The sequence below is a fragment of the Phycicoccus elongatus Lp2 genome, from assembly GCF_000367525.1.
In the GTDB taxonomy this organism is placed as follows: Bacteria; Actinomycetota; Actinomycetes; order Actinomycetales; family Dermatophilaceae; genus Phycicoccus_A; species Phycicoccus_A elongatus.
Window position 1 is genome coordinate 73,619 of sequence record NZ_HF570956.1, and the last position, 24,861, is coordinate 98,479.

The 24,861-nt window shown below is 69.5% G+C and carries 20 protein-coding genes and 2 pseudogenes; 9 read left to right on the top strand and 13 right to left on the bottom strand.

The genetic code is table 11. From position 1 onward, the window contains the following. From BN10_RS17040 to BN10_RS00395, 4 genes are all read right to left on the bottom strand, one after another. The coding region (locus tag BN10_RS17040; RefSeq protein WP_198013974.1) for a hypothetical protein at window positions 1-476 on the bottom strand (476 nt) is incomplete at its 3' end. 3 nt (window positions 477-479) lie between these two features. Continuing rightward, window positions 480-2,348 (bottom strand): M6 family metalloprotease domain-containing protein, encoded by a 1,869-nt coding sequence (locus tag BN10_RS00385; RefSeq protein WP_010849148.1) that lies wholly within the window; start codon window positions 2,346-2,348, stop codon window positions 480-482. Window positions 2,349-2,426: 78 nt separating this feature from the next. Then, window positions 2,427-3,200, bottom strand: coding sequence for an SGNH/GDSL hydrolase family protein (locus BN10_RS00390; RefSeq protein WP_084310835.1), 774 nt, complete (start codon window positions 3,198-3,200; stop codon window positions 2,427-2,429). After that, window positions 3,179-3,850, bottom strand: coding sequence for a hypothetical protein (locus tag BN10_RS00395; protein WP_156917077.1), 672 nt, complete (start codon window positions 3,848-3,850; stop codon window positions 3,179-3,181). Before BN10_RS00395 ends, BN10_RS00390 begins: the two co-directional genes overlap by 22 nt. A 152-nt stretch (window positions 3,851-4,002) precedes the next feature. Between BN10_RS00395 and BN10_RS00400 the strand changes: the two genes are divergently transcribed. Then, window positions 4,003-5,877: an acyl-CoA dehydrogenase gene (locus BN10_RS00400; protein ID WP_010849151.1), complete on the top strand. Its 1,875-nt coding sequence runs from the start codon at window positions 4,003-4,005 to the stop codon at window positions 5,875-5,877. A gap of 92 nt (window positions 5,878-5,969) precedes the next feature. Here the strand turns inward: BN10_RS00400 and BN10_RS00405 are convergent, their stop codons facing one another. The 3 genes from BN10_RS00405 to BN10_RS00415 form a co-directional block, all read right to left on the bottom strand. After that, the gene (locus BN10_RS00405; RefSeq protein ID WP_010849152.1) at window positions 5,970-6,221 is read right to left on the bottom strand and encodes a DUF6458 family protein; all 252 of its coding nucleotides are present in this window, start codon (window positions 6,219-6,221) and stop codon (window positions 5,970-5,972) included. 270 nt (window positions 6,222-6,491) lie between these two features. Next, complete coding sequence (locus BN10_RS00410; RefSeq protein WP_010849153.1) at window positions 6,492-7,319, bottom strand: carbon-nitrogen family hydrolase; 828 nt, start codon at window positions 7,317-7,319, stop codon at window positions 6,492-6,494. A gap of 1 nt (window position 7,320) precedes the next feature. Continuing rightward, on the bottom strand, window positions 7,321-9,294 hold the full coding sequence (locus BN10_RS00415; RefSeq protein ID WP_010849154.1) for a cytochrome c oxidase assembly protein: 1,974 nt from the start codon (window positions 9,292-9,294) through the stop codon (window positions 7,321-7,323). Between the two features lie 26 nt (window positions 9,295-9,320). Here BN10_RS00415 and BN10_RS18155 point away from each other — a divergent pair, with 26 nt between their 5' ends. Continuing rightward, complete coding sequence (locus tag BN10_RS18155; protein WP_010849155.1) at window positions 9,321-10,157, top strand: maleylpyruvate isomerase family mycothiol-dependent enzyme; 837 nt, start codon at window positions 9,321-9,323, stop codon at window positions 10,155-10,157. Between the two features lie 348 nt (window positions 10,158-10,505). On the opposite strand, the pseudogene BN10_RS18160 reads toward BN10_RS18155, so the two are convergent. The 6 genes and pseudogenes from BN10_RS18160 to hisC all read right to left on the bottom strand — a co-directional run. Beyond that, window positions 10,506-11,354, bottom strand: a pseudogene (locus tag BN10_RS18160) (MFS transporter); the annotation flags it as partial. A gap of 15 nt (window positions 11,355-11,369) precedes the next feature. Further along, window positions 11,370-12,803, bottom strand: coding sequence for a hypothetical protein (locus BN10_RS00425; RefSeq protein WP_010849157.1), 1,434 nt, complete (start codon window positions 12,801-12,803; stop codon window positions 11,370-11,372). Window positions 12,804-12,806: 3 nt separating this feature from the next. Continuing rightward, window positions 12,807-14,276: a dihydrolipoamide acetyltransferase family protein gene (locus tag BN10_RS00430; RefSeq protein WP_010849158.1), complete on the bottom strand. Its 1,470-nt coding sequence runs from the start codon at window positions 14,274-14,276 to the stop codon at window positions 12,807-12,809. A gap of 12 nt (window positions 14,277-14,288) precedes the next feature. Next, window positions 14,289-15,272, bottom strand: a complete 984-nt coding sequence (locus tag BN10_RS00435) for an alpha-ketoacid dehydrogenase subunit beta (protein WP_010849159.1) — start codon at window positions 15,270-15,272, stop codon at window positions 14,289-14,291. Then, the gene (locus tag BN10_RS00440; RefSeq protein WP_010849160.1) at window positions 15,272-16,489 is read right to left on the bottom strand and encodes a thiamine pyrophosphate-dependent dehydrogenase E1 component subunit alpha; all 1,218 of its coding nucleotides are present in this window, start codon (window positions 16,487-16,489) and stop codon (window positions 15,272-15,274) included. The genes BN10_RS00435 and BN10_RS00440 overlap by 1 nt, the downstream gene beginning before the upstream one ends. 217 nt (window positions 16,490-16,706) lie before the next feature. Then, complete coding sequence (gene hisC, locus BN10_RS00445; protein WP_010849161.1) at window positions 16,707-17,807, bottom strand: histidinol-phosphate transaminase; 1,101 nt, start codon at window positions 17,805-17,807, stop codon at window positions 16,707-16,709. 24 nt (window positions 17,808-17,831) lie between these two features. On the opposite strand from hisC, the gene BN10_RS00450 reads away from it, so the two are divergent. The 7 genes and pseudogenes from BN10_RS00450 to BN10_RS17045 all read left to right on the top strand — a co-directional run. Continuing rightward, the gene (locus tag BN10_RS00450; RefSeq protein ID WP_010849162.1) at window positions 17,832-18,227 is read left to right on the top strand and encodes a phage holin family protein; all 396 of its coding nucleotides are present in this window, start codon (window positions 17,832-17,834) and stop codon (window positions 18,225-18,227) included. A 10-nt stretch (window positions 18,228-18,237) separates the two neighbouring features. Continuing rightward, the gene (locus BN10_RS15415) at window positions 18,238-19,899 is read left to right on the top strand and encodes a VWA domain-containing protein (RefSeq protein WP_010849163.1); all 1,662 of its coding nucleotides are present in this window, start codon (window positions 18,238-18,240) and stop codon (window positions 19,897-19,899) included. A 27-nt stretch (window positions 19,900-19,926) separates the two neighbouring features. Next, window positions 19,927-20,946, top strand: a complete 1,020-nt coding sequence (gene galE / locus BN10_RS00460) for a UDP-glucose 4-epimerase GalE (RefSeq protein WP_010849164.1) — start codon at window positions 19,927-19,929, stop codon at window positions 20,944-20,946. Next, window positions 20,943-21,914 carry an N-acetylglucosamine-6-phosphate deacetylase gene (locus BN10_RS00465; protein ID WP_010849165.1) on the top strand — a complete coding sequence of 324 codons (972 nt, stop codon included), beginning with the start codon at window positions 20,943-20,945 and terminating at the stop codon, window positions 21,912-21,914. Before galE ends, BN10_RS00465 begins: the two co-directional genes overlap by 4 nt. A gap of 139 nt (window positions 21,915-22,053) precedes the next feature. Next, window positions 22,054-23,508: a cytochrome ubiquinol oxidase subunit I gene (locus BN10_RS00470; protein WP_010849166.1), complete on the top strand. Its 1,455-nt coding sequence runs from the start codon at window positions 22,054-22,056 to the stop codon at window positions 23,506-23,508. A 21-nt stretch (window positions 23,509-23,529) separates the two neighbouring features. Continuing rightward, window positions 23,530-24,558, top strand: a complete 1,029-nt coding sequence (gene cydB / locus BN10_RS00475; protein ID WP_010849167.1) for a cytochrome d ubiquinol oxidase subunit II — start codon at window positions 23,530-23,532, stop codon at window positions 24,556-24,558. Between the two features lie 17 nt (window positions 24,559-24,575). After that, window positions 24,576-24,861, top strand: a pseudogene (locus BN10_RS17045) (thiol reductant ABC exporter subunit CydD); the annotation flags it as partial.

Consider the following 24,861-nt stretch of genomic DNA (forward strand, 5'->3'; position numbering starts at 1 on the left):
CCCCGCCAGACCGGGTGGGGCGCCACGAGGGCGCGCGGCCCGAGCAGCCCGCACCGCCGACCCCACGCCAGCCAGCGGAGCTCGGCACCCGGCGCGGAGGGCCCGAGGCTGATGACGGCGGGCGTCGGGCACCCGATGACCCGCTCCCCCATGGCGCTCAGCCAGGCGAGGAGGAGGGCCTCCCACTCGGCCGCGGCATACGACCGGTCCCGCTCCGGGCTGTGCGCGAAGCGGCGGACCGAGGCGCCGGGGAGCCGGTTGAGCACCGCCCCGACCGAGGCGTCGTCGAGGACGGTGCCGTCCGGCAACCGCACGAGGGTGCGCGACTGGCCGTCGGCAACCCGGTGCTCCCAGTGGGCGGCCTCGAGGACCGGTCCCGGGACGACGAGGACCTCGGCGCCGCCGCGCCGAATCGCGGACGCGACCTGCCCGGCCCCGAGGTCCTCGGGGCCGGGCAGGATGACGACGAGCGACATCGGTCAGCCCTGCGGCGCCGCGTCGTAGTGCCGCTTGGCCGCGGCGTCACCCTCGGCCATCCCCTTGCTGGCGTCCTCGTAGGTCGGGCTGCCGACGAGGTCGGGGCGGAGCGTGGCGTCGATGAACGGCTCTGCTGCACCGTATGCCGCACCGGCACCGGGCTCGCCACCCTCGCCGCCCCCGGTGAGGAGGGCGATCGCCTGCTCGAGGAGACCGACGGCCATGGCCACGGGGTCGCCCGCGGCATACCCGGCGTCGTCCGTCGTGCCGAACCGGCCCCAGTCCCACCGGTTGTCAAGGATCTTCTCGCGGATGTCCTTGCGCTGGTCCTTGAGCTCCTTGACGTTCTCCTTGACGTCCTTGCGGATGTCCTTGGCGATCTCCTTGCGGATCTCCTTGATGTCCTTGGCGTCCTTGACCGCGACCTTGGTGTCGCCGAGGTCCTTGGTGTCCTTGGCGCCCTCCTTGGCGATCTCCTTGCGGATCTCCTTCGCGATCTCCTTGACGATGCCCTTGCCGGCGCGGACGGTGACGTTCGCGGTCATCGTCGCGGCCGACGGCGAGATCGCCGTGACCGAGACCTCGGTCGCCTGACCGGTGAAGGAGTTGGTGTTGGGCGTCGTCGTCCCGGAGCAACTCGTGACGTTGCGGCTCCCCGGGAAGGGGTCGCCGGCGTCGCCGCGGTTGGCCGCGGTCTCCAGCTGGCGCAGGCCGTCGGCCTGGAGCAGCCCCACCTTGTAGTGGTTCTCGTCGGTGTTCGTCGGCTTGTTCTCGTCGACGTGCCAGAGGAGCAGGCCACCGCCCGGGAGCTGGGCGTCGAAGCCGGTCTTCTGCCGGTTCTCGAGGAGGAAGTACTCGGGGCCGGCGGCGCCGTCCTTCCAGAGTCGGTGCACCTGGTGCGAGGACTTGACGTCCGGGATGCTGATCGTCCCGTTGGCGGTGATGTTGTTGACGGTGACCCAGCCCTGGTTGGCCTTGCACCACGCCGACGGGTGGGCCGGGGTGTTGCCCCCACCGTTCCACGAGCCGCCGCCCATGAGGCACCAGTTGCCCACGCCCTCGGACGTGTTGTCGGTGTCGTAGAGGTCCGGGAAACCGAAGAGGAGGTGGCCCAGCTCGTGGGCGGAGACCCCGAGCTTGGCGTCCTCGGGGATGGTGAGGTAGCCGTAGACCTTCGTGGTGTCGGTCGTCACCTGGCTGGGCAGGACCCACTTGTGCGACCAGATGTCGCCGCTGTTGCCGGTCTCCTCACCGCCGCGGCCGGAGTGGACGACGATGAAGGCGTCGACATAGCCGTTGCCGTCGTTGTCGTAGGGTCCGAAGCTCACGTGCGGGTCGGCGAGCGCGAGCGCGTGGGCGGCCATGTCGCGGGCGCGGGTGGTGCCCGAGGGACGGCCGATGCCGAAGTTGCCGTTGGCATACCAAGCCATGGTCTGCGGGAGGCGGTAGGGCCCGACGACCTCGCCGACGACGTCGACCAGGCCGTTGCTGACCTCACGGAAGTACTCCCGGACACTCCCCGTCGGGACCACGCCGGTCGAGAAGAAGAGGTCGCGGAAGGACTGTGCCGTGCGCGTCATCGGCTTGTCGGACGTGTCGGCGAGGACGACGATGACCCGCACCGCTCCCCGCAATGGTGCCCGCTCGAGAGCGCTGGCCCGCATGACCGTCTCGGGCGTCCCGAACGGGAACGAGTCCGGCGGCATGATCAGGCCGTCGTTGAGGCCGAGGGCTCGCGGCTCCTTGGAGGTGCCGAGGGCGTCGGCGACACCGGTCTTGCGCTTGCGCAGCCGGGTCAGCTCAGCGTCGAGCTTGTCGCGCAACTCCGGCGCCGGGGCGACGAAACACGGATCGTCGATGTGCTTGTGCATTGCTGTTCCCCCTGAGTTGGTGTGGGTGATGACACCGGACAGAGGATTGGGCGACCCGGTTGATACGTGCCGCTTCGGTCAGGGGGTCAACGCGTCGATCGCGGCATCGGCGAACATCGCGTGCAACAACTCCGAGGGATGGAAGCCGTCGCCCGCGAACATCTCGCGCATCAGCACGTTCGCCGGCCACAGGCGGTGCACTCGATCGCGGCGCTCGCACTCCTGCGCACTGATCCGATCGAAGATCCGCCCACGCCAGCCGAGGGCGTCGGCGAGGGGCCGCGGCACGGCCGGCAATTGATCGAGCGGTGGTATGCCGAGCACGAGCACCTCGGCGCGGGGTGCTTGGTCCAGCACCGCGTCGAGCAGGCCGCCCAGTTCTCGGCGGAAGCGGGCCGCCGAGTGCAGGTTCTTGGTGTCGTTGACGCCGATCGAGAGGAAGACGACATCGGCCTCGGCGAAGGTGGCCGCTGCCGCCGGGTCGCGAACCAGGCCGGTCGCCTCGCCGGCCGTGAACCCCGTGGTGGCGACGACCGACCATTCGACGACCGCGGCATACCGTTCGGAGAGGCGGGTGGCGAGCGCGCCGGTGACGGTGGAGCGGTGGTGGGGCACGGCATACCCCGCCGCGACGCTGTCCCCGAGGACGACGAGCCGCAGCGTGCGATCTCCGGAGCCGACCACGCCCGTGCGTCCATCGGCGTCGGCGAAGCGGGGCACCCGGCGAGTCACCCAGGCGCCTTGGAGCGGCGCAACCGGGAGGGCAGCCAGAGGCAGGGCATGCCGGATGCGGGCAGCCCGACCCGGCCCCGCGGGTGGGCGGACCGGCGTCAGGTCCCCGGGACCAGCCATTGCAGGATCGTGATCAGACCGACAACGGCACACACGACGAAGAGGGCCGCGAGCACCCAGGCGATGACCTTGGCCGCGTCGAATCCGCTCTGGGCCTCGGGGACGCTGCGGTCGGCAGCTGCCTCGTCCGTGCGTGGAGCGCGCACGGGATCGGCTGCCCTGGCCTGGGGCACGGCAACGGGGGGCGCCGTCGCGGCGGGCTCGGGGGCGACCTTCTTCGGGGCCTTCGCGCGCGCCGTCGACGCCGGAGCAGGCGATGGGGATGGGGATGGGGATGGGGATGGCTCTGGCGATGGCGCTGCCGCCTCGGCTCGCGCCTTGAGGGCGGCAAGTTTCGGCGTCAACTCCCCGCGTCGGGCGGAGGCAGGGATGGTGGCCCACATGGCCGCGAAGTCGTCGTCGTGCTTGGTGCGCCAGGCGCCGACCGCCTCGTCGACGATCGGTCCCTTGGCCGAGGTCGCGAACCAGGCCGCACCGGCCCCCGGAAGGTCACCGATCCGATGCCGGATCTCGCCGAGCATCTTGAAGGCCTCGGCGTCCCGATGGAGGTGGACATGGTCCTCGAGGATGTCCCTGGCCAGGGTCAGGCGCCCGGAGGCCAGCGCCGTGCGCGCGCGCTTGAGAGCGTCCTCACCACCTGTGGAGACCATGCCTGCATCGAACCACAACGCACCGACCACGCACCCGGTGCAACGCGGACGCCCTGTGGTCCAGCCCACAGGCTGGGTCTTGCATTTGTTACTGACCGGTAGTGATACTGGTGAGTAGGCAACGTTGCTGACGCACCGAAAGGACCCCTCTCATGGGCCACTACAAGTCCAACCTGCGCGACATCGAGTTCAACCTCTTCGAGGTGCTCGGTCGCGGCGACGTCCTCGGTCACGGCCCCTACGCCGACCTCGACGAAGACACCGCTCGCGAGATGCTCAAGGAGGTCGCGCGCCTGGCCGAGAACGAACTCGCCGAGAGTTTCGTCGACGCCGACCGCAACCCGCCCGTCTACGACCCGCCGACGCAGGCCGTGACGATGCCGGAATCCTTCAAGAAGTCCTACAAGGCCTACCAGGACAGCGGCTTCTGGAGCGTCGACGTGAACGAGGAGCTGGGCGGCACGGTCGCCCCGCCGTCCCTGAAGTGGGGCATGAACGAGATGGTCCTGGGGGCCAACCCGGCCATTGCGATGTTCGCCGCGTCCTACGCCTTCGCGCGCCTCCTCCACATCCTGGGCACCGAGGACCAGAAGCGCCTCGCGCCCCACATCATCGAGCGCGGCTGGCACTGCACGATGGTCCTCACCGAGCCCGACGCCGGCTCCGACGTCGGCGCCGGCCGCACCAAGGCCGTCCAGAACGAGGACGGCACCTGGAACATCACCGGCACCAAGCGCTTCATCACCAGCGCCGAGTCCGACATGGTCGACAACGTCATCCACTTCGTCCTGGCCCGCCCCGAGGGCGCGAGCGCCGGCACCAAGGGCCTCTCGCTCTTCATCGTCCCGAAGTTCCACGTCGACCTCGAGACCGGTGAGCTCGGCGAGCGCAACGGTGTCGAGGTGACCAACGTCGAGAAGAAGATGGGCCTCAAGGTCTCCACCACCTGCGAGCTCACCTTCGGCGAGAAGACCCCGGCCGTCGGCACCCTGCTCGGCGATGTCCACGACGGCATCGCCCAGATGTTCCGGGTCATCGAGCACGCCCGCATGCTCGTCGGGACCAAGGCCATCGCGACCCTCTCCAGCGGCTACCTCAACGCCCTCGAGTACGCCAAGCAGCGGGTCCAGGGCCCGGACCTGACCCAGGCCGCCGACAAGAACGCGCCCCGCGTGACGATCACCCACCACCCGGACGTGCGCCGCTCGCTCATGCTCCAGAAGGCGTATGCCGAGGGGTTGCGCGCGCTCGTGCTCTACACCGCCTCCCTTCAGGACACCGTCGACCAGGAGCAACTGCGCACCGGTCAGGAGTCGCTCGAGAAGGGCACGGCCGGTGAGAAGGCCAGCCGGCTCAACGACCTCATGCTCCCGATCGTCAAGGGCCTGGGTTCGGAGCGGGCCTGGGTGCTCCTCGGGACCGAGTCCCTCCAGACCTTCGGCGGCTCCGGCTTCCTCCAGGAGTACCCGATCGAGCAGTACGTCCGGGACGCCAAGATCGACACCCTCTACGAGGGCACGACGGCGATCCAGGGACAGGACTTCTTCTTCCGCAAGATCATCAAGGACCAGGCCGAGAGCCTGGGCACGATCGCCGCGCAGATCCAGGAGTTCGCCAAGGACCTCGGCGCCCACCACGGGGCCATCGACAAGGACCGCGAGTTGCTCGCCCAGGGCCTCGACGACGTGCAGGGCATCTTGGGCGCCATGGTCGGTGAGTTGATGAAGTCCGACCCACGCGCCGAGGGCGGGGACGTCACCAACCTCTACAAGGTCGGGCAGAACACCACGCGCTTCCTGCTCGCCGCCGGCGACCTCGTCGTCGGCTGGTTGCTCCTGCGTCAGGCCGAGGTGGCCCTCGCGGCCCTCGAGGCCGGTGCCGACGGCAAGGACAAGGACTTCTACACCGGCAAGGTCGCGGCGGCACAGTTCTTCGCTCGCAACGTCCTGCCCCGCCTGTCCGCCGAGCGCACCATCGCCGAGGCGACCGACAACAGCCTCATGGACGTGCCCGAGTCGGCGTTCTGAAGTCGGTCACACAGACCACGGCGCCCCCACCCGCGATCCGGGTGGGGGCGCCGTCGCGTGTGGGCCGACAGTCTCCGTGGGGTGCGACAGCCTCAGTGGGGGTCGACGTCGGTGCGCTCGATGCGCGAGCCGCTGCCCGGGTCCACGGACGTTTCGCGAGTCGTCGTGATGCCACGGCTCCGGTTGCCTGCCTGCTGGAGGAAGGAGAGGACGATCGCGAGGACACCGCCGATCATCAGGATCACACCGATCATCGAGATGCTGATGCCACCGATCGATGCGGTGACGGCGAAGTAGAGGATCGCACCGATGACGAGGAGTGCGATGCCGAGACCGATGTACACGTGGGACCTCCTGGGGGTCGAATCGTGCTGGGGGTCGAAGGGCCTGACCCGGTCACGGTATCGACAAACCTTAGACAGCGGGGGTCTTCCACCGCGCAGGATGGCGGGTGGAAAGGGCGGGGCGCTCGCGTCCCCCAACGCGAGCGCCCCCGGCTCCTGGGTCCGGCGCGTCCCCTGATCGGCCGGTCCCGGTGGCCTCGTCCCCTCCGGTGACAACTACTCAACCAAGGGCACGTCGATCCGTCGATGGGGAGCACTCCCCCGAGGTCGTCAGAGTCGGCGGTCGGCGAGCACCGGGAAGGTCTCGCGGTAGTCCGCGAGGGCGGCCAGGTCGATCGTGGCGACGAGCACGGCTTCACCATTGCCGTCGATGGTGCCGAGGACTTCGCCCTGGGCAGCGACGACCTGCGAGTTCCCGCCCATGACCGTGTTGTGGTGTGTCCCACCGGTGTTGACCTGGATAATGGCGCACTGGTTCTCGATCGCGCGGGCCTGGCCGAGGAGGGTCCAGTGCGCGACGCGCGGCAGCGGCCAGGCCGCTGGGACGACGAAGGCCTCTGCCCCGGCCTCACCCAGCAGCCGGAAGAGCTCCGGGAAGCGCAGGTCATAGCAGGTGGCCAGGCCGACCATCACCGATCCACCGGCCTGCAAGGGCAGGGGGAGGACCACTCGGCCTCGTCCTGCCTCCATGAGTTTCGGCTCACCGGACCCGAATCCGAAGCGGTGCACCTTGCGATAGGTCGCGAGAACCTGGCCGTCGGCTCCGAGCACGAGGGAGGTGTTGGCGAGAGACTTGGCCTCCGCGCCCGGCTCCGGCAGCCGTTCCACGAAGGATCCGGCGTGCAGTGTCACCCCGATCTCGGTGGCCAGGGCAGACATCGTCTGCGTGAAAGGGCCGCCGAGCGGCTCGGCGGCGCTCTTCCAGCGCTCGTAGTCGAAGCCGGTCGGCGCCCACAGCTCGGGCAGCACGATGAGGTCGAGGCCGGCGTGCTCGGCTGCGGCGGCGCGCACGAGATCACTCACGCGGGTGATGCGGTCGGCGATCGATTCGACGTCGTCATAGGCCACTTGGATCGCGGCCACGGTGAAGGTCGCCATGTCAGTCCTCTCCTCGTCCTCGCAGGCTCGCGAGATAGGCGTTGTATGCCGCGAGGTCAGCGTCGCCGTCCCGGTCGGCCTTGCGGTCCTGCCGCTTGCTCTCGATGCGGTCAATGGTCACCCAGCGTGCTGCGACGAGCACGGCCAGGACGAGCGTGGGCACTTCGCCGATTCCCCAGGCGATCATGCCGGCCGTGTGCTGGTCGGCGAGCGGGTCCGGGCCCCACGGCAGGTTGATCCGCTCGAAGAAGCCGGGGGCGAGCAGGGTCCGACTGTCGGTGAGGGCGACCCCGAAGAAGGCATGGAAGGAGATCGTCGCGAAGAGGATGACGAGCAGCATGAGCGGGCCCCAGCGCGGCGGGCCGGGATCGGTGCCGACGAGGACCCAGACGAAGAGGTAGCCGGTGAGCACGAAGTGGGCAAGCATCAGCAGGTGGCCGGTGTGGGTCGTGAGGGCCAGCTCGAAGGCCGGTGACCAGTAGAAGATCGCGAGCGATACGAAGAAGAGCGTCGCGGCGACGATCGGGTTGGCCAGCAGTTTGAGGGCCCGCGAGTGAACGAGGTGCAGCACGAGTTCGCGCGGGCCCCAGGTCTTGTCGGTGCGGGCGGGCAGCGCGCGAAGGGTCAAGGTGATCGGGGCGGCGGGCACGAGAAGCAGCGGCATGATCATGGCCACGCCCATGTGCATCAGCATGTGCGTCGAGAAGAGCACTCGGCCCCAGATGTCCGGCGCGCCGCAGGTGAAGTAGACCCACACGAGCCAACCGGCCACCCAGAGTGCCGTGCGCCACCAGGGCCATGCATCCCCACGTCGGCGGAGGCGGATCACGCCGGCGACGTAGAGCCCGACGGCGAGGATCGCGATGCCCAGGAACAGCCAGTTGATGCGCCAGGCAGTGAACCAGTCACCGGCGAGCATCGGTCCCGGGTCGGGGTACCCGGTGAGTGTGAGGACGGTCGACGGCTGGGGCAGGCTGTCGGGCACTGGCGGCTGGCTGCGGGAGAGCGCGACCCCCATGCCGGTCGCAGACCCCATGAGGACGAGCTCGACGATCGCGAGGCGCGCGAAAGCGGCCCGCGTCCGCTCGGGCCACTCGGCAACGCGGGCCACGATTCGCCGTCGCTGCTGCCAGCCCAGCAGGCCGAGCAGGACGAGCAGGATCGCCTTGCCCGCGACGAGCAGGCCATAGGCCGAGGTGACTGCTGACCACGACCCCACCCGTAGGATGGCCTGTTGCACACCGGAAATGGCCACCAGCGCGTAGGCCCACCCGGCGAGGACCGAGTAGCGAGCGACGGTCACCGACAGGTCACGCCCGAGCGTGCGCCACATCAACGCGAGGGCAGCCAGCCCGCCGACCCAGACCGCGACCCCGAGCAGGTGCACACCCATCGAGTTGACGACGTCCTCGTGGGCGGCCGATCCGCCGGAGTGGGAGGTCAGTGCCCCGACGAGAATGCCGACGAGCGCGACGAGCGCACCCCACGCCATCGCTGCCTGCCCCCGGGCGAGGGCGGCGATGACCGCGACCACGGTCGCGGCGATGACCTGGAGGGCAAGGATGCGAGTGACCTCGAGGCTGAAGAGGTAGTCGCCGAGTTGAGCCCACAACGCCGGCTCGGACAGCGACAACCCGGCGAGGTCGGCAAAGGTCAGCACCGTGACCGCAGCGGCACTGGCCGCCCAGAGTGTGGCGGCGACCACAGCATACCGGCACGCGGTGCGGCGTCGATCCGTGGTGCCCCGCTCGGGTGTGAGGAAGGCGGCCACGAGAAGGAGGCCCACGGTGAGGGCCGACCCCAAGTGGGTGAGCAGGGTTGCTGGTGGGAGCGCCCAGCGCACGACGGCGCCGGCATCCGCGGCGAGGATCGGATCGGTCGCTCCGGTGAAGGAGGCCGTCAGGATCGCGACGGCGAGAGCCACGATCGCCACGAGCACCAGCGTGACTCGGGTCGCTGATCCTCGGGACGGCATGTCCCCAGCGTAGGTAGTGTCCGAACATGACCATCACTCCGCCTCCGCCCACCGACCTGTCCGGTCTGGTCGAGGCCTTCGCACAGACGACCGGTGCCGTGCTCGACCTGGCCGGTGGGCTCGACGAATCGCAGGCCGGGCTGGCGACCGAGTGCCCGGGGTGGACCGTCCTGGACCAGGTACGGCATGTCGCGAGCATCGAGGCGCTGATCCTCGGCGAGCCGGTTCCTGACCACGATGTGTCCTCGCACGCGCACGTCCGCAACGACTTCGGCGTGATCATCGAGAAGTACCTCGAGGGGCGACGGGCCCGATCGCTGCAGGACGTCGTCGAGGAACTCACCGAAGTGCGCGAGCGTCGGCTCGCCGATCTCGGTGCGCCCGACCAGACCCTGGAATCACCCTCGGCGAGCCCCTTCGGCCCGGCCACGCACGGCGACGTGCTGCCGATGCGGGTCTTCGACATCTGGTGCCACGAGCAGGACCTCCGGGAAGCCCTCGGGGTGCCGGGCGGACTCGACACGGCCGCCGCCGCCCTGTCGGTCTCGCGCGGGCTGATGGGCCTGCCGCGCAAGATCGCCCAGGCCGGCCTGCTCGCCGACGGGCGCCGCGTGGTCATTGAGGTGACCGGGCCGGTCGCCACCACGTTCACCGTCTCGGTGGCGACCAACGAGGCCGGCAAGGCGATCGGGAAGGCCTCGGCGGGTGCCGACGACGGGACTGCCGCTCGGGTGACCCTCGACACCAGGGCCTTCATGCGGCGGATCGCCGGCCGGTGGCCGGTCGATCAACTGGGTGCCGAGATCAGCGGGGACGCCTCGTTGGCCGCTCAGGTGCTCGAGGCGATGGTCGTCACGCCCTGACGTCGCCCTGGAGACCCTGTCGCACGCGACCCCGCCCCAGATAGGCGATGACCGCCGCAACGGCGGGCCCACGGGCAGCACGTATGCCGGGTGCGCACCGAGCCCCTCCACGAGCCACCCGCCGACAGCGGTGCCGGCGGAGATGCCGATGAGGACGCCGGTGACCGCGACCGCCATGCCCTCGGTGACCAGTGCATGCGGCACGAGGCGCTGGACGAGGCCGAGCGAGGTGATGAGCATCGGCGCCGTGGCCGACCCGGCGACGAACATGATGCCGACCAGGGCCCACAGGTTGTCGCTGAGCAGCACCGGCGCCTGAAGGACGCACATGGCCGCGGCGAGCAGGACGAAGCGCTTGATGACGGAGGTGGTGAAGTCGCGCGTGCCGACGACGATCCCCGAGATCGCCGAGCCCAGGGCGAAGGCCGCCAGGATCGTCGAACTGAAGGCCTTGCGGCCCTGCTCGTCGGAGACCGCGACGGCGACCACCTCGTTGGCCCCGAAGAGGACGCCGACCATGAAGAGGACGAGCGGGACGATGACCATCCCCGGCCGATTGATGGCCAGCCCGGGGGGTCGGTCCTCGTGGGGCACGACCGGTGGCTCGGTGCTCCGTGCCGCGAGGAAGAGGATGGCTCCCCCGGCGAAGAGGATCTGGGCGAGGACCAGGCCCGCCTCGGGCGCGATGGTGGTCGCGGCCAGCACGCCGAGCACGGGCCCGACGACGAACGCGAACTCCTCGACCACCTGCTCGAAGGCAAAAGCCGTGTGCATGCCCTTGGGGTCATCGCGCATGATGTGCGCCCATCGCGCGCGCGACATGGGGCCGACCTCGGGGAGGAGGGCGGACACGGCATACGCGACGAAGAGGGTCCACAGGGGAGCACCGACCGCTGAGAGCCAGGTAGTGGTGAAGAGGGCCACCGACGTGAGCAGGATCGCGGGCAGGGCGATCCGGCGCTGGCCGTGCTTGTCGATGAGCCGACCCAGGACGGGAGCGGCGATGGCCAGGACGAGCACTCCGACCGCGGAGATCGCCCCGGCGATGGCGTACGAGTCACGACGGCTCGAGACCGTGACGATGACCGCGACGCCGAACATCGCCCCGCCGACGCGCGAGATGAGCGCCCCGAGGATGAACCGCGGGGCGCCGGGCACGGCAAACAGGGGTCGATAGGCGGAGAGCATCCCGCACATGGTGCCCGACCGGCGTCAGCGCGCGGAACCGAACCCCAGGATCGCCGCCAGGCCAAGAGCGCTGCGCGGGTCGTAGGCCGCGCGCCACAGGCCGCCGTGCACCGCGGCATACGCCTCGTCCTGCCAGGTGTGGCCGCGCGTGGGTGAGCCGGTCGACAGGTCGTGCATGAGAAGGGCAGCCATCAGCGTGTTGGACGTCCCCGGCTCGAAGACCTCGATACCGAAGCGATGAGCCCCGGCGTAGGCCGCAGCGAGCGCCCGGTTCTTGACCACCGATCGGGTGCGGGTCGGGGGCGCGACCTTGAAGGAGACGAGGGTGCCCTCGGCGCGCGCCGTGGCGGCACGCCAGCGCTGGAGTCGCTTGGCGAGAAGGTAGTTCGGGCCCTGCTGGAGGACCACGGAGTCGTTGATGCCGGGGTCCTCGCCGGGGCGGTAGTTGCGTTGGAGGAGGCGCCCGCCGGTGAGCGTGCGGAGCGGTACCCGCAGCAGTTTGGAGGTGCGGCGCTCGGCATAGTTGCGGACCGACGCGGCGACTGCCTCCCCGGGGACGGCGAAGACGTCGGTCGGGGTGGCGAGGAAGGCGAGCGCGACGTCGTCAGTCGGCCGCTGCCCACGGACCCGTTGGGTGAGCAGGTCGACGGCAGCGCTGACGCGGACATTGGTGGCGCCGTCCGCGTAGACGTAGTTGCCGATGACGATCGGGCCGGGGAGGTCGGCGACCCAGTCGGCCGCGCGACCGACCTCCTCGATGAGGTTGACGCCGGCGCGCTGCTCCAAGGGTTCTTCGCCGGGTCGGGCGGGCACGAGCAGGCGGCCGGGGGAGGCCTGTGCCTCGTCGACGAGGCGGCGCCAGATGTCAGGGCGCGGCAGGTCGATCGCGGCGACCGTTGCGCCCCAGCGCAGGAGGGCTCGCAGAGGGCCCATCTCGGCACCGGCGCCGAGGACGACGAAGGTGCGCCCGTGCGGGTCGAGACTGCCGCGGGTGTGGAGCACTTGCTCGACCGCGTCGCGCACGGTCGGCTCGACGACCCCGCCTTCGACCCAGAGATCCACGCGTCGACGGAGGTCGTCACCGGCCAGGCGCGAGCCGCGATACGGGAGGGTGAGGGCGTTGTCGGGGTCGCCGGTGCCCGCGATGACCTCGGTGACCAAGGGCTGATCGGGCGGGCCGGTGTCGACCTCGAGATTGCGGTGGATGGACCCCAGTCCGTCGGTGGCAATCCGCAGGGCGGCGTCGGCCGACGGCAGACCCGCCTCGACCAACCGACGGAAGTGCTCGAGATAGCCCTGCCGCCAGTTGGTCTCGCGGTTGGCCGCTGCCGCGCCGACCGGATCGATCCCGGCGAGGGCGTCCGCGACAACAGTGCGACCGAAGGCCGACGTCGAGCGGCGACCGTCGGCTCCGGCCGGGAAGGTGATGCCCCGCTGGTCTCGGTCGGGTCCGGCCATCGCTCAGCCCCAGATCAGGGCGCGCGTCGGGTCGGCCATGATCGCCGCGACATCGGCGAGGAACTTGCTCCCGAGCTCACCATCGACGAGGCGGTGATCGAAGGAGAGGGCCAAGGTCGTGACCGACCGTGGCTCGATCCGCTCGTCAGCGCCCGACCCGACGACCCACGGCATCCGTCGGACCTGGCCAAAGGCGAGGATCGCCGCCTCGCCCGGATTGAGGATGGGCGTACCGCCGTCGACGCCGAAGACGCCGACGTTGGTGATCGTGAGGGTGCCGCCGGCCTGATCGAGGGGCGTGGTGCGGCCTTCGCGTGCCGTCGCGGTGAGCTGATTGATGGCTCCCGCCAACTCGAGGAGGGTCATCGTGTCGGCGTCCTTGACGTTGGGCACGATGAGCCCGCGGGGGGTCGCCGCGGCGATGCCGAGGTTGACGTAGTGCTTCTCGACGATCTCCTGCGCGGCCTCGTCCCATGTCGCGTTGACGCCCGGGTTTCTCCGCACGGCCAGGCAGATCGCCTTGGCGAGGATCGTCAGCGGCGTGACCTTGACGTCCTTGAACTCCCTGTCTGCCTTCAGACGCGCGACGAGTTCCATCGTCGCCGTGACGTCGACCTGGACCCACTCGGTCACATGCGGCGCCGTGAACGCGCTGCCCACCATCGCCTGCGCGGTCACCTTGCGCACCCCCTTGATCGGGATCCGCACCTCCCTGTCATCGCCAGCGGCCCACCCCGACGTCCGCCGCGCGCCCCCGTACCCCGCGCGCGCGATCTGCAGTTGCGCCTTCTGGGGGGGCATGTCACATGCCTCTGTGGGTGGCGCAACTGCAGACGCTGCGGAGGGGTTCGCCCGCCCGGCGGCATACGACTCCACATCGGCGCGGGTGACGATGCCGCGCTCGCCGGTGGGCGGCACGGCCCCGAGGTCGATGCCGAGTTCCTTGGCGAGTTTTCTCACCGGCGGCTTGGCGAGGGCACGGGTTTCGGCGGCCGACGGCCGGGGCGCCTCGCCGGCCTCCGCGTCAGCGCCACCGACTGGCGTCGGCGCCGCTGGCGCAGCGTTCGCCGTTGGCGCAGCGGGGGTCCTGCGGGCTCGTCGGGTCGTCCCGCTGGCCTTGGGACCGTAACCGACAAGGGTCTTGACCGGCTCCTCGTCAGCGCCGTCCGCAGCGGTGTCGGGCGCCGGAGACTCGGCAGCGGGCATGCTGTCGGCAGGGGCTGCCCCCTCGGCGCCGTCATCAATGGTGATGATCACGGTGCCGACCTCGACCTCGTCACCGACAGCGACGTGGATGCCGGTCACGGTGCCGGCCCACGGGATCGGCAACTCGACGAGCGACTTGGCGGTCTCGACCTCGACGACGATGTCGTTGACCTTGACGGCGTCGCCGACGGCGACCTTCCACTCAACGATCTCGGCCTCGAGCAGGCCCTCACCCGGGTCGGGCAATTTGAACTCACGCGTGGTCATGGGGCTGCCTCCTCAGTGGGCCAGGGCACGGTCGACGCCGTCGAGCACCCGGTCGAGGTCCGGCAGGAAATGCTCCTCGATCTTGGACGGCGGGTAGGGCGCGTTCCAGCCGGTGACCCGGATGACCGGCGCCTCCAGGCTGTAGAAGCAGCGCTCGGTCACGGCCGCCGCGATCTCCGCGCTCAGGCCCACGAAACTGTGCGCCTCGGTCACCACGACGAGTCGCCCGGTCTTGGTGACCGACGTGGTCAGTGTGTCGATGTCGAGGGGGCTCACCGAGCGGAGGTCGATGACCTCGAGCGAGCTACCTTCCTCCTCGGCGACCTTCGCGGCATCGAGGCAGGTGCGGACCATGGGTCCGTAGCACGCAACCGTGGCATCGGTGCCCTGACGAACTACATTGGCGGAGAACAGGTCTCGCGCGGGCGGGACATCGACGTCGATCTCACCCTTCTCGTGATAGCGCCGTTTGGGCTCATAGAAGATCACCGGGTCGTCGGTCTCGATCGCCTGCTGGATCATCCAGTAGGCATCCGTGGGGTTCGAGCAGAAGACGACCTTGAGGCCGAGGGTGTGGGCAAAGTAGGCCTCATTGGACTCACTGTGGTGCTCGACGGCGCCGATGCCGCCACCCATCGGGATGCGCACGACCACCGGCACCTTGATCGCACCCCGCGAGCGGGAGTGGAGCTTGGCCAGCTGCGACACGATCTGGTCGAAGGCCGGGTAGACGAAGCCGTCGAACTGGATCTCGACCACGGGACGATAGCCCCGCAGCGCCATCCCGATCGCCGTGCCCAGGATCCCCGACTCGGCCAAGGGCGTGTCGATGACCCGGTCCTCGCCGAAGTCCTTCTGCAGGTGTTCGGTGATCCGGAAAACCCCACCGAGTTTGCCCACGTCCTCTCCCTGGATGAGGACCTTGGGGTCCTTCTCCATCGCGGCGCGCAGGCCGGCATTGAGCGCCTTGGCGATCGTCATCTTCTGCACAGCCATCACGCCACCCCCTCGTCGTCGAAGGACGCGGCATATGCGGCCTGGACGGCGCGGTCGTCCTCGACCTGTCGGTGGGGCTCGACGTAGACGTTGTCGAAGATGTCCGCCACCTCCGGGTCGCCCATCGTCACCGTCGCCTCGCGCACATTCGACGCGAGTTCATCGGCCTCGGCGTCGACCGCGACGAAGAAGTCATGGTCGGCGATGCCCTCGTGGCCGAGCCAGGTCTTGAAGCGCGCGATCGGGTCCCGCAACTTCCACATCTCGACCTCGGCCGAGAAGCGGTACTTCGTCGGGTCATCGGACGTCGTGTGTGCCGCCATCCGATACGTGTAGGCCTCGATCAGGCTCGGCCCCTGCCCGGACCGGGCGCGGTCGAGCATCTCCTTGGTCACGGCATACGTCGCCAAGACGTCGTTGCCGTCGACCCGCACCCCGGGGAAGCCGAAGCCGTCGGCCCGCTTGTAGATCGGCGAGCGCATCTGCCGCTCATTGGGTTCGGAGATGGCCCATTGGTTGTTCTGGCAGAAGAAGACGATCGGGGAGTCGTTGACACCGGCGAAGACGAAGCCCTCGTTGACATCGCCCTGCGCGGTCGCGCCATCACCCATGAAGGCGATGACGGCCGTGTCTCGGTCGGGGTCACCGGTGCCGACATCGCCGTCGCGCTGCACACCCATGGCATAGCCGGTGCCGAGCAGCACCTGGTTGCCGATGACGATCGTGTAGGTGTGGAAGCCGAACTCCTTGGGATCCCACGCGCAACGGTCGACGCCGCGATACATGGCGATCAGCCGCATCGGGTCCAGGCCGCGGCACCAGGCGATGCCGTGCTCGCGATAGCCCGGGAAGGCATGGTCCTGGGGCCGCAACGCCCGCCCGCAGCCGATCTGCGAGGCCTCCTGCCCGAGGAGCGAGACCCACAGGCCGAGTTCACCCTGCCGCTGCAGGGCCGTCGCCTCGAGGTCGAAGCGTCGGATCAGGACCAGGTCACGATAGAAGCCGCGCAGGTCCTCGTCGGTGAGGGCGTCGATGTGGTGGGCATACTCCTGCGCGCCGCCGTGGAGGACTCGCTGCCCCTCGGGGTCCAGCAGCTGGATCATGTCCGGGCCACCGTCGAAGGGGCCGCGCGAGCGGCTCCGCAAGGTGGACTCGTGATGGTCGACCCCGCCGGCCAGTTGGCCGCGGGTCACGTCTGCGACAACGTCGTCGCTCATGGCACTCCTCGTACGTCTGCGGGTGCCCGAGGGTGACGGGACACCGAACCGTTCGGCCTCGCGGACCACACGCCTGGTGCGGCAGCAGGTCCGGTCGGCGAGAGGACTCCCGCCGTGATGTGGCGGGTGTCACCTTGCGTGCACCCAAACCTACCGGCGGACGCGGCCCCGCCACCAACTCGGCGTCACGGCATTCGGCCCACGGCGAGCTGACCGCTCAGCCGCGGTCCCGCCACGGGCCCGCCACCTCGAGCAGGCGCTCATTGGCCTCGGTCTCGGCGATCGTGGCCCGCACACCGTCGGTGCCATAGGGGCGCACCGTGAGCCCGGCTTCCTGACACGCCGCCGCGAAGTCCGCGGTCCGCTCCCCCATCGGGAACCACACGAAGTTCGCCTGACTGTCCGGAAGGTCCCAGCCCTGTGCCCGCAGGGCGGCGAGGATGCGCTCCCGCTCGGACACCAACTCCTTGACGCGGACCTCGAGCTCGTCGAAGGCGTCCAGGCTGGCGATCGCCGCCACTTGGGCCAGCGAGTTCACCGCGAAGGGGATCGCCGTCTTGCGCAGGGCAGCCGCGATCGGATCGTGCGCCACGGCATACCCCACCCGCAGGCCCGCAAGGCCATAGGCCTTCGAGAAGGTGCGCAGGACAACGACATTCGGACGCTCCCGATGGAGAGCCAGACAGTCCGGCGCGTCCGGGGCGGTGACGAACTCGAGGTAGGCCTCGTCGAGGACGACGAGCACGTCGTCGGGAACGCGGTCCAGGAAGGCGGCCAGCGCGTCGGCGCCGACGGTCGGTCCGGTCGGGTTGTTGGGGGTGCAGACGAGCACCAGGCGGGTGCGGTCGGTGATCGCCGCAGCCATCGCGTCGAGGTCGTGCCCGCCGTCAGCGGTCAAGGGCACCATGACCGGTGACGCGCCGGAGAGTTGGACGAGGATCGGGTAGGCCTCGAAGGACCGCCATGCGAAGACGACCTCGTCGCCGGCCTCGCAGGTCGCCTGCACGATCTGGCCGAGGACGCCGACACTGCCCGGCCCCGTCACGATCCGGGAGGCTGGGACATCGAGCCCACGGGCCAGCCGCTCGGTCAGCGCCGTCACTGCCATGTCGGGGTAGCGGTTGATCGTCGCGGCCGCGGCCGTCACCGCGCCGAGGACGCTGGGCAGCGGGGGGTAGGGGTTCTCGTTGGAGGAGATCTTGTATGCCGTGACGCCGGGGGGCGCAGCGGCGGGCTTTCCGGGGGTGTAGGCGGGGACCGCCTCGAGTGCGGTGCGCAGGTGCACCCTGGTGGTTGCCTCGAAACCGGAGCCCGTCATGAGGGCCACTGTAGGCTCCCACCCATGAAGAACTTCGTGCTCAAGACGGCGATCAACGCCGTCGCTCTGTGGGTCGCGGCCTTCGTGGTCAGCGGAATCCACTTGGGTGCCGATGGCAAGCCGTGGACGTCGAAGCTCGTCACGATCGTGCTCGTGGCCCTCCTCTTCGGCCTGGTCAACGCGATCCTCGGGCCGATCGCGCGGTTCCTCTCGTTCCCGGCGCGAGTGCTCACCTTGGGCCTGTTCACCTTTGTCGTCAACGCCTTCCTGCTCCAGGTGACCGAGTGGATCAGCGATCCGCTCGGCCTGGCGTTCACGATCGACAAGTTCTTCTGGAATGCGGTCTTCGCTGCCGTGGTCATCACGCTCGTCTCGTGGGTGCTGTCGGTCATCCTGCCCGACGGCGACGACAAGGACTGAGTCCCCGACGATGGTCCGCGGCAGTGGCGGAGCGCACGCTGCGCCCCCCCGCAAGTGGCGCCTCGGTGGGGCCCGATCGCTGGTCTCCATCGCCCTGGTGCTCGGGCTGCTCGTCGGGGTCGCCGCCTATCGCGTCACGCACACCGCCGGCTCCCCGACCGCCGGGACCAACCCGTCCGCCGGGGCCTGCGGCGGCGACCCGCTCACCGTGGTCGTGACCCCGGCGCTCGAATCGGTGGCGCGCGACGCCTTGGCAGCCGCCACGGCCGCCACCCCGTGCCAGCGGTATGCCGTGTCTGCCCAGTCCGATGACACGGTCCTGGCCAACATCGGTGCCGGGCAGGCCCCGGAGGCGTGGCTGACCGACTCGTCGACCTGGCTGGATCTGCTGCCCGCCGACTCACGGACGACGTACGCGTCCGCCGGCTCGGTGGCGTCCTCGCCGGTCGTGCTCGCGGCGCCACTACAGGGCGCCGCCACGGCACCTGAATCCTGGGCCGGCATCTTCACCGACAAGGGTCTCTTCCGCGTCACGAACCCCGCGGTCGATGCGGCGAGCCGCACCGCGTACTACGCAGCCCGCGTCGGCCAGGCCCCAACCCTCGACGCGGCGTCCGCGAGCCACCTCGTGCTGACCTCCCGGTTCGCCGCCGCAACCGTCGGCGACCTCTTCGCGACGGCCGCGGACACCGCCACCAAGGGTGGCTTCCCGGTCTCCGAGCAAACCCTCGCGGCATGGACGCGCGATCATCCCGGCGTGCTGCGCCCCCTCATGCCGACCGCGGGCAGCGCCACCCTCGACGTCCCACTTCTCGCCCGGAGCGACCTCGCCGCCTCCCGCAAACAGTTGGTCAGCGCCGCCTTCTCTGCGCTGACCACCACGAAGGCCCGGGAGGCCATGGGCAGCGCGGGCTTCCGTGCACCCGACCGGTCCGGTGGCCCGACCATCGAGGGCATCGTGGCACCCGAGTACACCGACCTCGCGCTCGGGACGATCACCGAGCGCACCGCAGCCCTCGAGCAGTGGGAGGTGCTCCGCACCGACATGCGCATGCTCGCGGTGCTCGACGTCTCCGGATCGATGAAGGAACGCGCGCCCGGCACCACGCTCCCCCGGTGGCAGGTCATGGAGCAGGCGTGCACCAACGCCCTGCAGGTCCTCCCCGACGGCGCCCAGATCGGCGCCTGGTTGTTCTCGACCCTCAAGGGAGGTCCGAGTCAGGACTGGCTCGAACTGTCCCCGGTCGAACGTCTCGATGCCGTCACGGCCGGCAGGACCCACCGCCAGGTGCTCCTCGACGCCCTCCCGACGATCGAGGGTCAATTGAGCGGTGACACCGCGCTCTATGACACGACGCTCGCGGCCTTCACGACGATGACCTCGTCGTACAACGCCGGCTTCATCAACTCCGTCGTCGTGATGACCGACGGCCGCAACGACAACCCGCGCGGCGGGCTCAGCCTCGACCAGTTGCTGAGCGAGCTCGACTCGGCCAAGGATCCTTCGCGACCCGTGCGGATCATCACCATCGGCATGGGCGAAGCCGACCCCAGCGCCCTGCAGCAGATCTCCGCGGCCACGGGCGGCACCTCCTACATCGCCAACACGCCGCAGGACATCGAGCGGATTCTGGTCGAGGCCCTGCTCGCTCGTAGGGTTGCTTCGGCCTGACGTTCGGGCCCGGCAGAGGAGGAACAGGTGCGCGTGCTCATCTCCGGCGGGGCCGGCTACATCGGCTCGCACACGGCAGTCCTGCTGGCGGGGGCCGGCCATGAGGTGGAGATCGTCGACAACCTGGTCAACGCCAAGCCGACGGTGCTGCCCCGGATCGAGCAGCTGGCCGGCACGACCATCCCGCTGCACGTCCTCGACCTCTGCGATCGAGAGGCCACCGATGCCCTCGTCGCCGCGGGCAACTACGACGCGGTCATTCACTTCGCCGGCCTCAAGGCCGTCGGTGAGAGCGTGGAACGACCCCTGGACTACTATGACAACAACCTGAACTCGACGATCAGCCTGGTCCGGGCGATGGGTGCGCACGGCGTGCGTCGACTGGTCTTCTCCAGTTCAGCCACCGTCTACGGGGATGCCGCGCAGCCGCCGCTGATGGAGAAGTTGCCGACGTCGGCGACCAATCCCTACGGCTGGACCAAGGTGATGATCGAGCAGGTGCTGCGGGACGTCGCCGCGGCCGACAACTCCTGGCGGATCGCCCTGCTGCGCTACTTCAACCCGATCGGTGCCCACCCCTCGGGTGACATCGGCGAGGACCCGCAGGGCATCCCCAACAACCTCGTCCCCTACATCGCCCAGGTCGCCGTGGGCCGCCGCGAGTTCCTCAATGTGTGGGGTAACGACTACCCCACGGCCGACGGCACCGGCGAGCGCGATTACATCCACGTCATGGACCTGGCCGCTGGTCACGTGGCCGCCCTGGAGAAGCTCGACGAGATCGGGCGACCGGTGAACATGTGGAATCTGGGCACAGGCAAGCCGGCCTCCGTCCTGCAGGTGCTCGCCGCCTTCTCCGCGGCCGTGGGGCGTGACCTGCCTTACCGCGTGATGGCCAGGCGACCCGGGGACGTCCCCACGTCGTATGCCGACCCCCACTTGGCGGAGATCGAGTTGGACTGGCGGGCCGATCGGACGCTGGACCAGATGTGCGCGGACACGTGGCGGTGGCAGTCGCAGAACCCCACCGGTTACCCCGACGCATGATCACGTTCACCGGGACACCGGCCGGTGACGCGGCGCCGCGGCTGGTCGACATCCACAGTCACGGAGCGGTCGGCGCGCAGTTCGGGCACGGCGAGGAAGGGAGTCGGGCTGCGGCTGCCCATCACCGCGCCTGCGGGACGTCGGCCATCATGGCCTCCTTGGTGACGGCCACCGACGACGACCTCTGGGCGCAGGTGGGGGTGCTCGCCCCGCTGGTCGCCGACGGCACCGTGCTCGGGATCCACCTCGAGGGTCCCTACCTGTCGGCGGCACGGTGCGGGGCCCACGATCCGACGCTGCTGCGTGATCCGGACGCGGATTTCCTGTCGCGGCTCGCCGACCGCTGTGCCGACCTCGGGGCACCCGACGCGATCCGGATGGTGACCTTTGCGCCCGAGCGCGACGGCGCGGACGAGTTCATCGCGGCCTGTGCCGAGTTGGGTGTGACTCCGGCCGTCGGGCACACCGACGCCGATGCCGCCCTCGTCACCCGCGCCATCGGCCGGATCGCCGACGCCACCGGTCGCCCGGCCGTCGTCACCCACCTCTTCAACGGGATGCCGCCCTTGCACCACCGTTCGGGTGGGCCGGTGGCCGCCGCCCTCGCCGCTGCGGCGCGGGGTGACGCCATCGTCGAACTCATCACCGACGGCGTGCACGTGGGACCCGAGGTCGTGCGCATGGTCTTCGAGACGGTGGGTCCTGACCGGATCACGCTCATCTCCGATGCCATGGCGGCGACCGGGCTGGGTGATGGCGCCTACCGGATCGGCGAGCTCGCCGTCGACGTGCGGGAGGGAACGGCGCGCCTGACGGGGGCGGACGGCATACCCGGCTCGATCGCGGGCTCGACGGCGACCGTGGCCGACTGTGTCGCGTGGGCGACCGGCGTCGCCGGTGTCGACCGGGCGGATGTGCTGCGCGCCTCGACGGTCACGCCGGCCGCGCTCTTCCCGCCGCTGACCTGAGCCGCGGGCGGGCCGCGGCCCACACGTGGCCCACCTCACACGCCCACCCGGCGAAATACTCCAATCCGTGGTCACCGGCGTCTACTACACGTCGTAGGGTTTACTACGTCCGATAGTAGAGATCTCCAGGAGGCCCCGGGTGGACGCCCTCGACCTGGCCAGATGGCAGTTCGCCATCACGACCGTCTATCACTTCCTCTTCGTGCCGATCACGATCGGCATGTCCTTCATCGTCGCCTGCTTCCACCTCATGTGGGTGCGCACGCACAAGCCGGAGTGGCTGCGACTGACCAAGTTCTTCGGCAAGCTCTTCATGATCAACTTCGCGCTCGGCCTGGTGACCGGCATCGTCCAAGAGTTCCAGTTCGGGATGAACTGGTCGGACTACAGCCGCTTCGTCGGTGACATCTTCGGCGCGCCCCTGGCCTTCGAGGCCCTTCTCGCCTTCTTCATGGAGTCGACCTTCCTCGGCATCTGGATCTTCGGCTGGGGCCGGATCCCCGAGAAACTCCACATGGGCTGCATGTGGCTGGTCCACATCGGCACCGTGCTCTCGGCCTACTTCATCCTCGCGGCCAACTCCTTCATGCAGAACCCCGTCGGCTTCCGCTTCAACCCGGCCACCGGCCGCGCCGAGATGGCCGACTTCCTCGCCGTCCTGACCAACAAGGTGCAACTCGTCACCTTCCCGCACGTCATCACCGCGTCCTACATGACCGGTGGAGCCGTCGTCATGGGCGTGGCGCTCTGGCTGCTCATGAAGCACCGCGACTCGGCCGACGCCGACATGTATCGCCGCGCCACCCGCATCGGCGCCTGGGTGTCCCTCGTTGCCAGCGTCCTGGTCATCATCACCGGCGACATCCAGGGCAAGATCATGACCGAGGTCCAGCCGATGAAAATGGCTGCGGCAGAGGCGATCTACGAGACCCAGACCAATGCACCCTTCTCCGTCCTGTCCGTCGGCAGCCTCGACGGCACCTCGGCGACCCGCATCATCGAGGTTCCCGGACTGCTCTCCTTCCTCGCGACCGGCGACTTCCAGGGCGAGGTCATGGGCATCAACGACGCCCGGGAGGGCGAGAAGGCCCTGGCTGCCAAGGTCACCGCGCAGTACGGCCCCGAGGTCGGCGCGCTCGCCCTGGACGACACCTACACCCCGGTCGTCCCGCTGACCTACTGGTCCTTCCGCCTGATGATGGGCCTGGGCTTCGTCTCGACCTTCCTGTCGCTGATGGCGCTCTGGGGAACGCGCAAGGGGCGCACACCGACCGGCTGGTTCTGGAAGCAGGCCGCCATCTGGAACCCCCTGCTCCCGGTCTTCGCGATCAGCTTCGGCTGGATCTTCACCGAGGTCGGCCGCCAGCCGTGGATCGTCTACGGCCTGATGACCACCGCAACCGGTGTCTCGCCCAAGGTCTCGGCCTTCGAGGTGCTGACCTCCATGGTCGTCTACACCCTCGTGTATGCCGTCCTCGCGGTCATCGAGGTCAAGCTCTTCCTCACCTACGTCAAGCGTGGCGCCGACCCCTTCGTCGAGCTGACCGCCCACGACGAGGCGGACGAGGACGCTCCGCTCCAGTTTGCCTACTGAGGCACGCAAAGGATCACTGACATGACACTCAACGAGTTCTGGTTCCTCATCATCGGCGTCCTGTGGGCGGGCTTCCTCGTCCTCGAGGGCTTCGACTTCGGCGTCGGCGCGCTGCTGCCGACCTTGGGCAAGGGTCGCGACGCGAGCGATTCCGACAAGCGCCGCCGGCTCATGCTGACCACCATCGGCCCGCACTGGGACGGCAACGAGGTGTGGCTGCTCACCGCCGGTGGCGCGACCTTCGCGGCCTTCCCGCACTGGTACGCGACGATGTTCTCGGCGATGTACCTCCCGCTCCTGCTCGTCCTCGTCGCGCTCATCGTGCGCGCCATGGGCCTGGAGTACCGCGGCAAGCGCAACGACGACGCCTGGCGGCGCAACTGGGACCTGTGCATCACCGTCGGCTCGATCGTCGCCCCGCTGCTCATCGGCGTCGCGCTCACCAACCTGGTGCGCGGCCTCCCGATCGACGCGGACATGGAGTTCGCGGGCAACTTCTTCACCCTGCTCAACCCGATGTCCCTCCTCGGCGGCATCGTCGTCCTCGGCCTCTGCCTGACCCACGGCGCGCTCTTCATCGCCCTCAAGACCGACGGTGAGATCCGTCGTGACGCCCGCGCCCTGGCCACCAAGGTCGGGCTCCTCACGGCCGGCCTCGCGGTCGTCCTGCTGCTGTGGGTCGGCTTCACCAAGGGCACCATGTGGAGCTGGATCACGACCGTGCTCGCGGCCGTGGCCCTGCTGGCCGCGATCTACATGAACACCAAGGACCGTGAGGGCTGGGCCTTCCTCGGAACGGCCGTGACCTTCGCCACGGCAGTCGCGACCTACTTCCTGGTGCTCTTCCCGAATGTCATGCCGTCCACCCTGGACGGTGGCACCTCGCTGACGATCGAGAACGCCGCGAGCAGCCCGCTCACCCTCAAGATCATGACGTGGGCCGCCGTCGTCTTCACGCCGATCGCGCTCATCTACACCGCCTGGTCCTATTGGGCCTTCCGGAAGCGGATCTCGACCCACCAGATTCCCAAGGCTGTCGCGGTCCACTGAGGCACACGGCATACCCGATGAAACCCTTCGACCCACGACTGCTCCAGGCGGCGCCGACGGCCCGAGCGCCGATCGCCGTCCTGGCGGCCGTGGGCGTGCTCCAAGGGTTCGCGACGATCGCCCTCGCCTTCGCCCTGTCGGCGCTGGCGGTGGCGGTCGTCGGGCACGGCGACCTCGGTCGGCCCGGGTCGTGGACGGCGGCACTCTTCGTCGTTCGCGCCGGGCTGGCCTGGGTCGCCGAACGCGTTGCCGCGCGGGCCGGGGTCGAGGTGACGAGCGCCCTACGGCGGGCCCTCGTGGTCC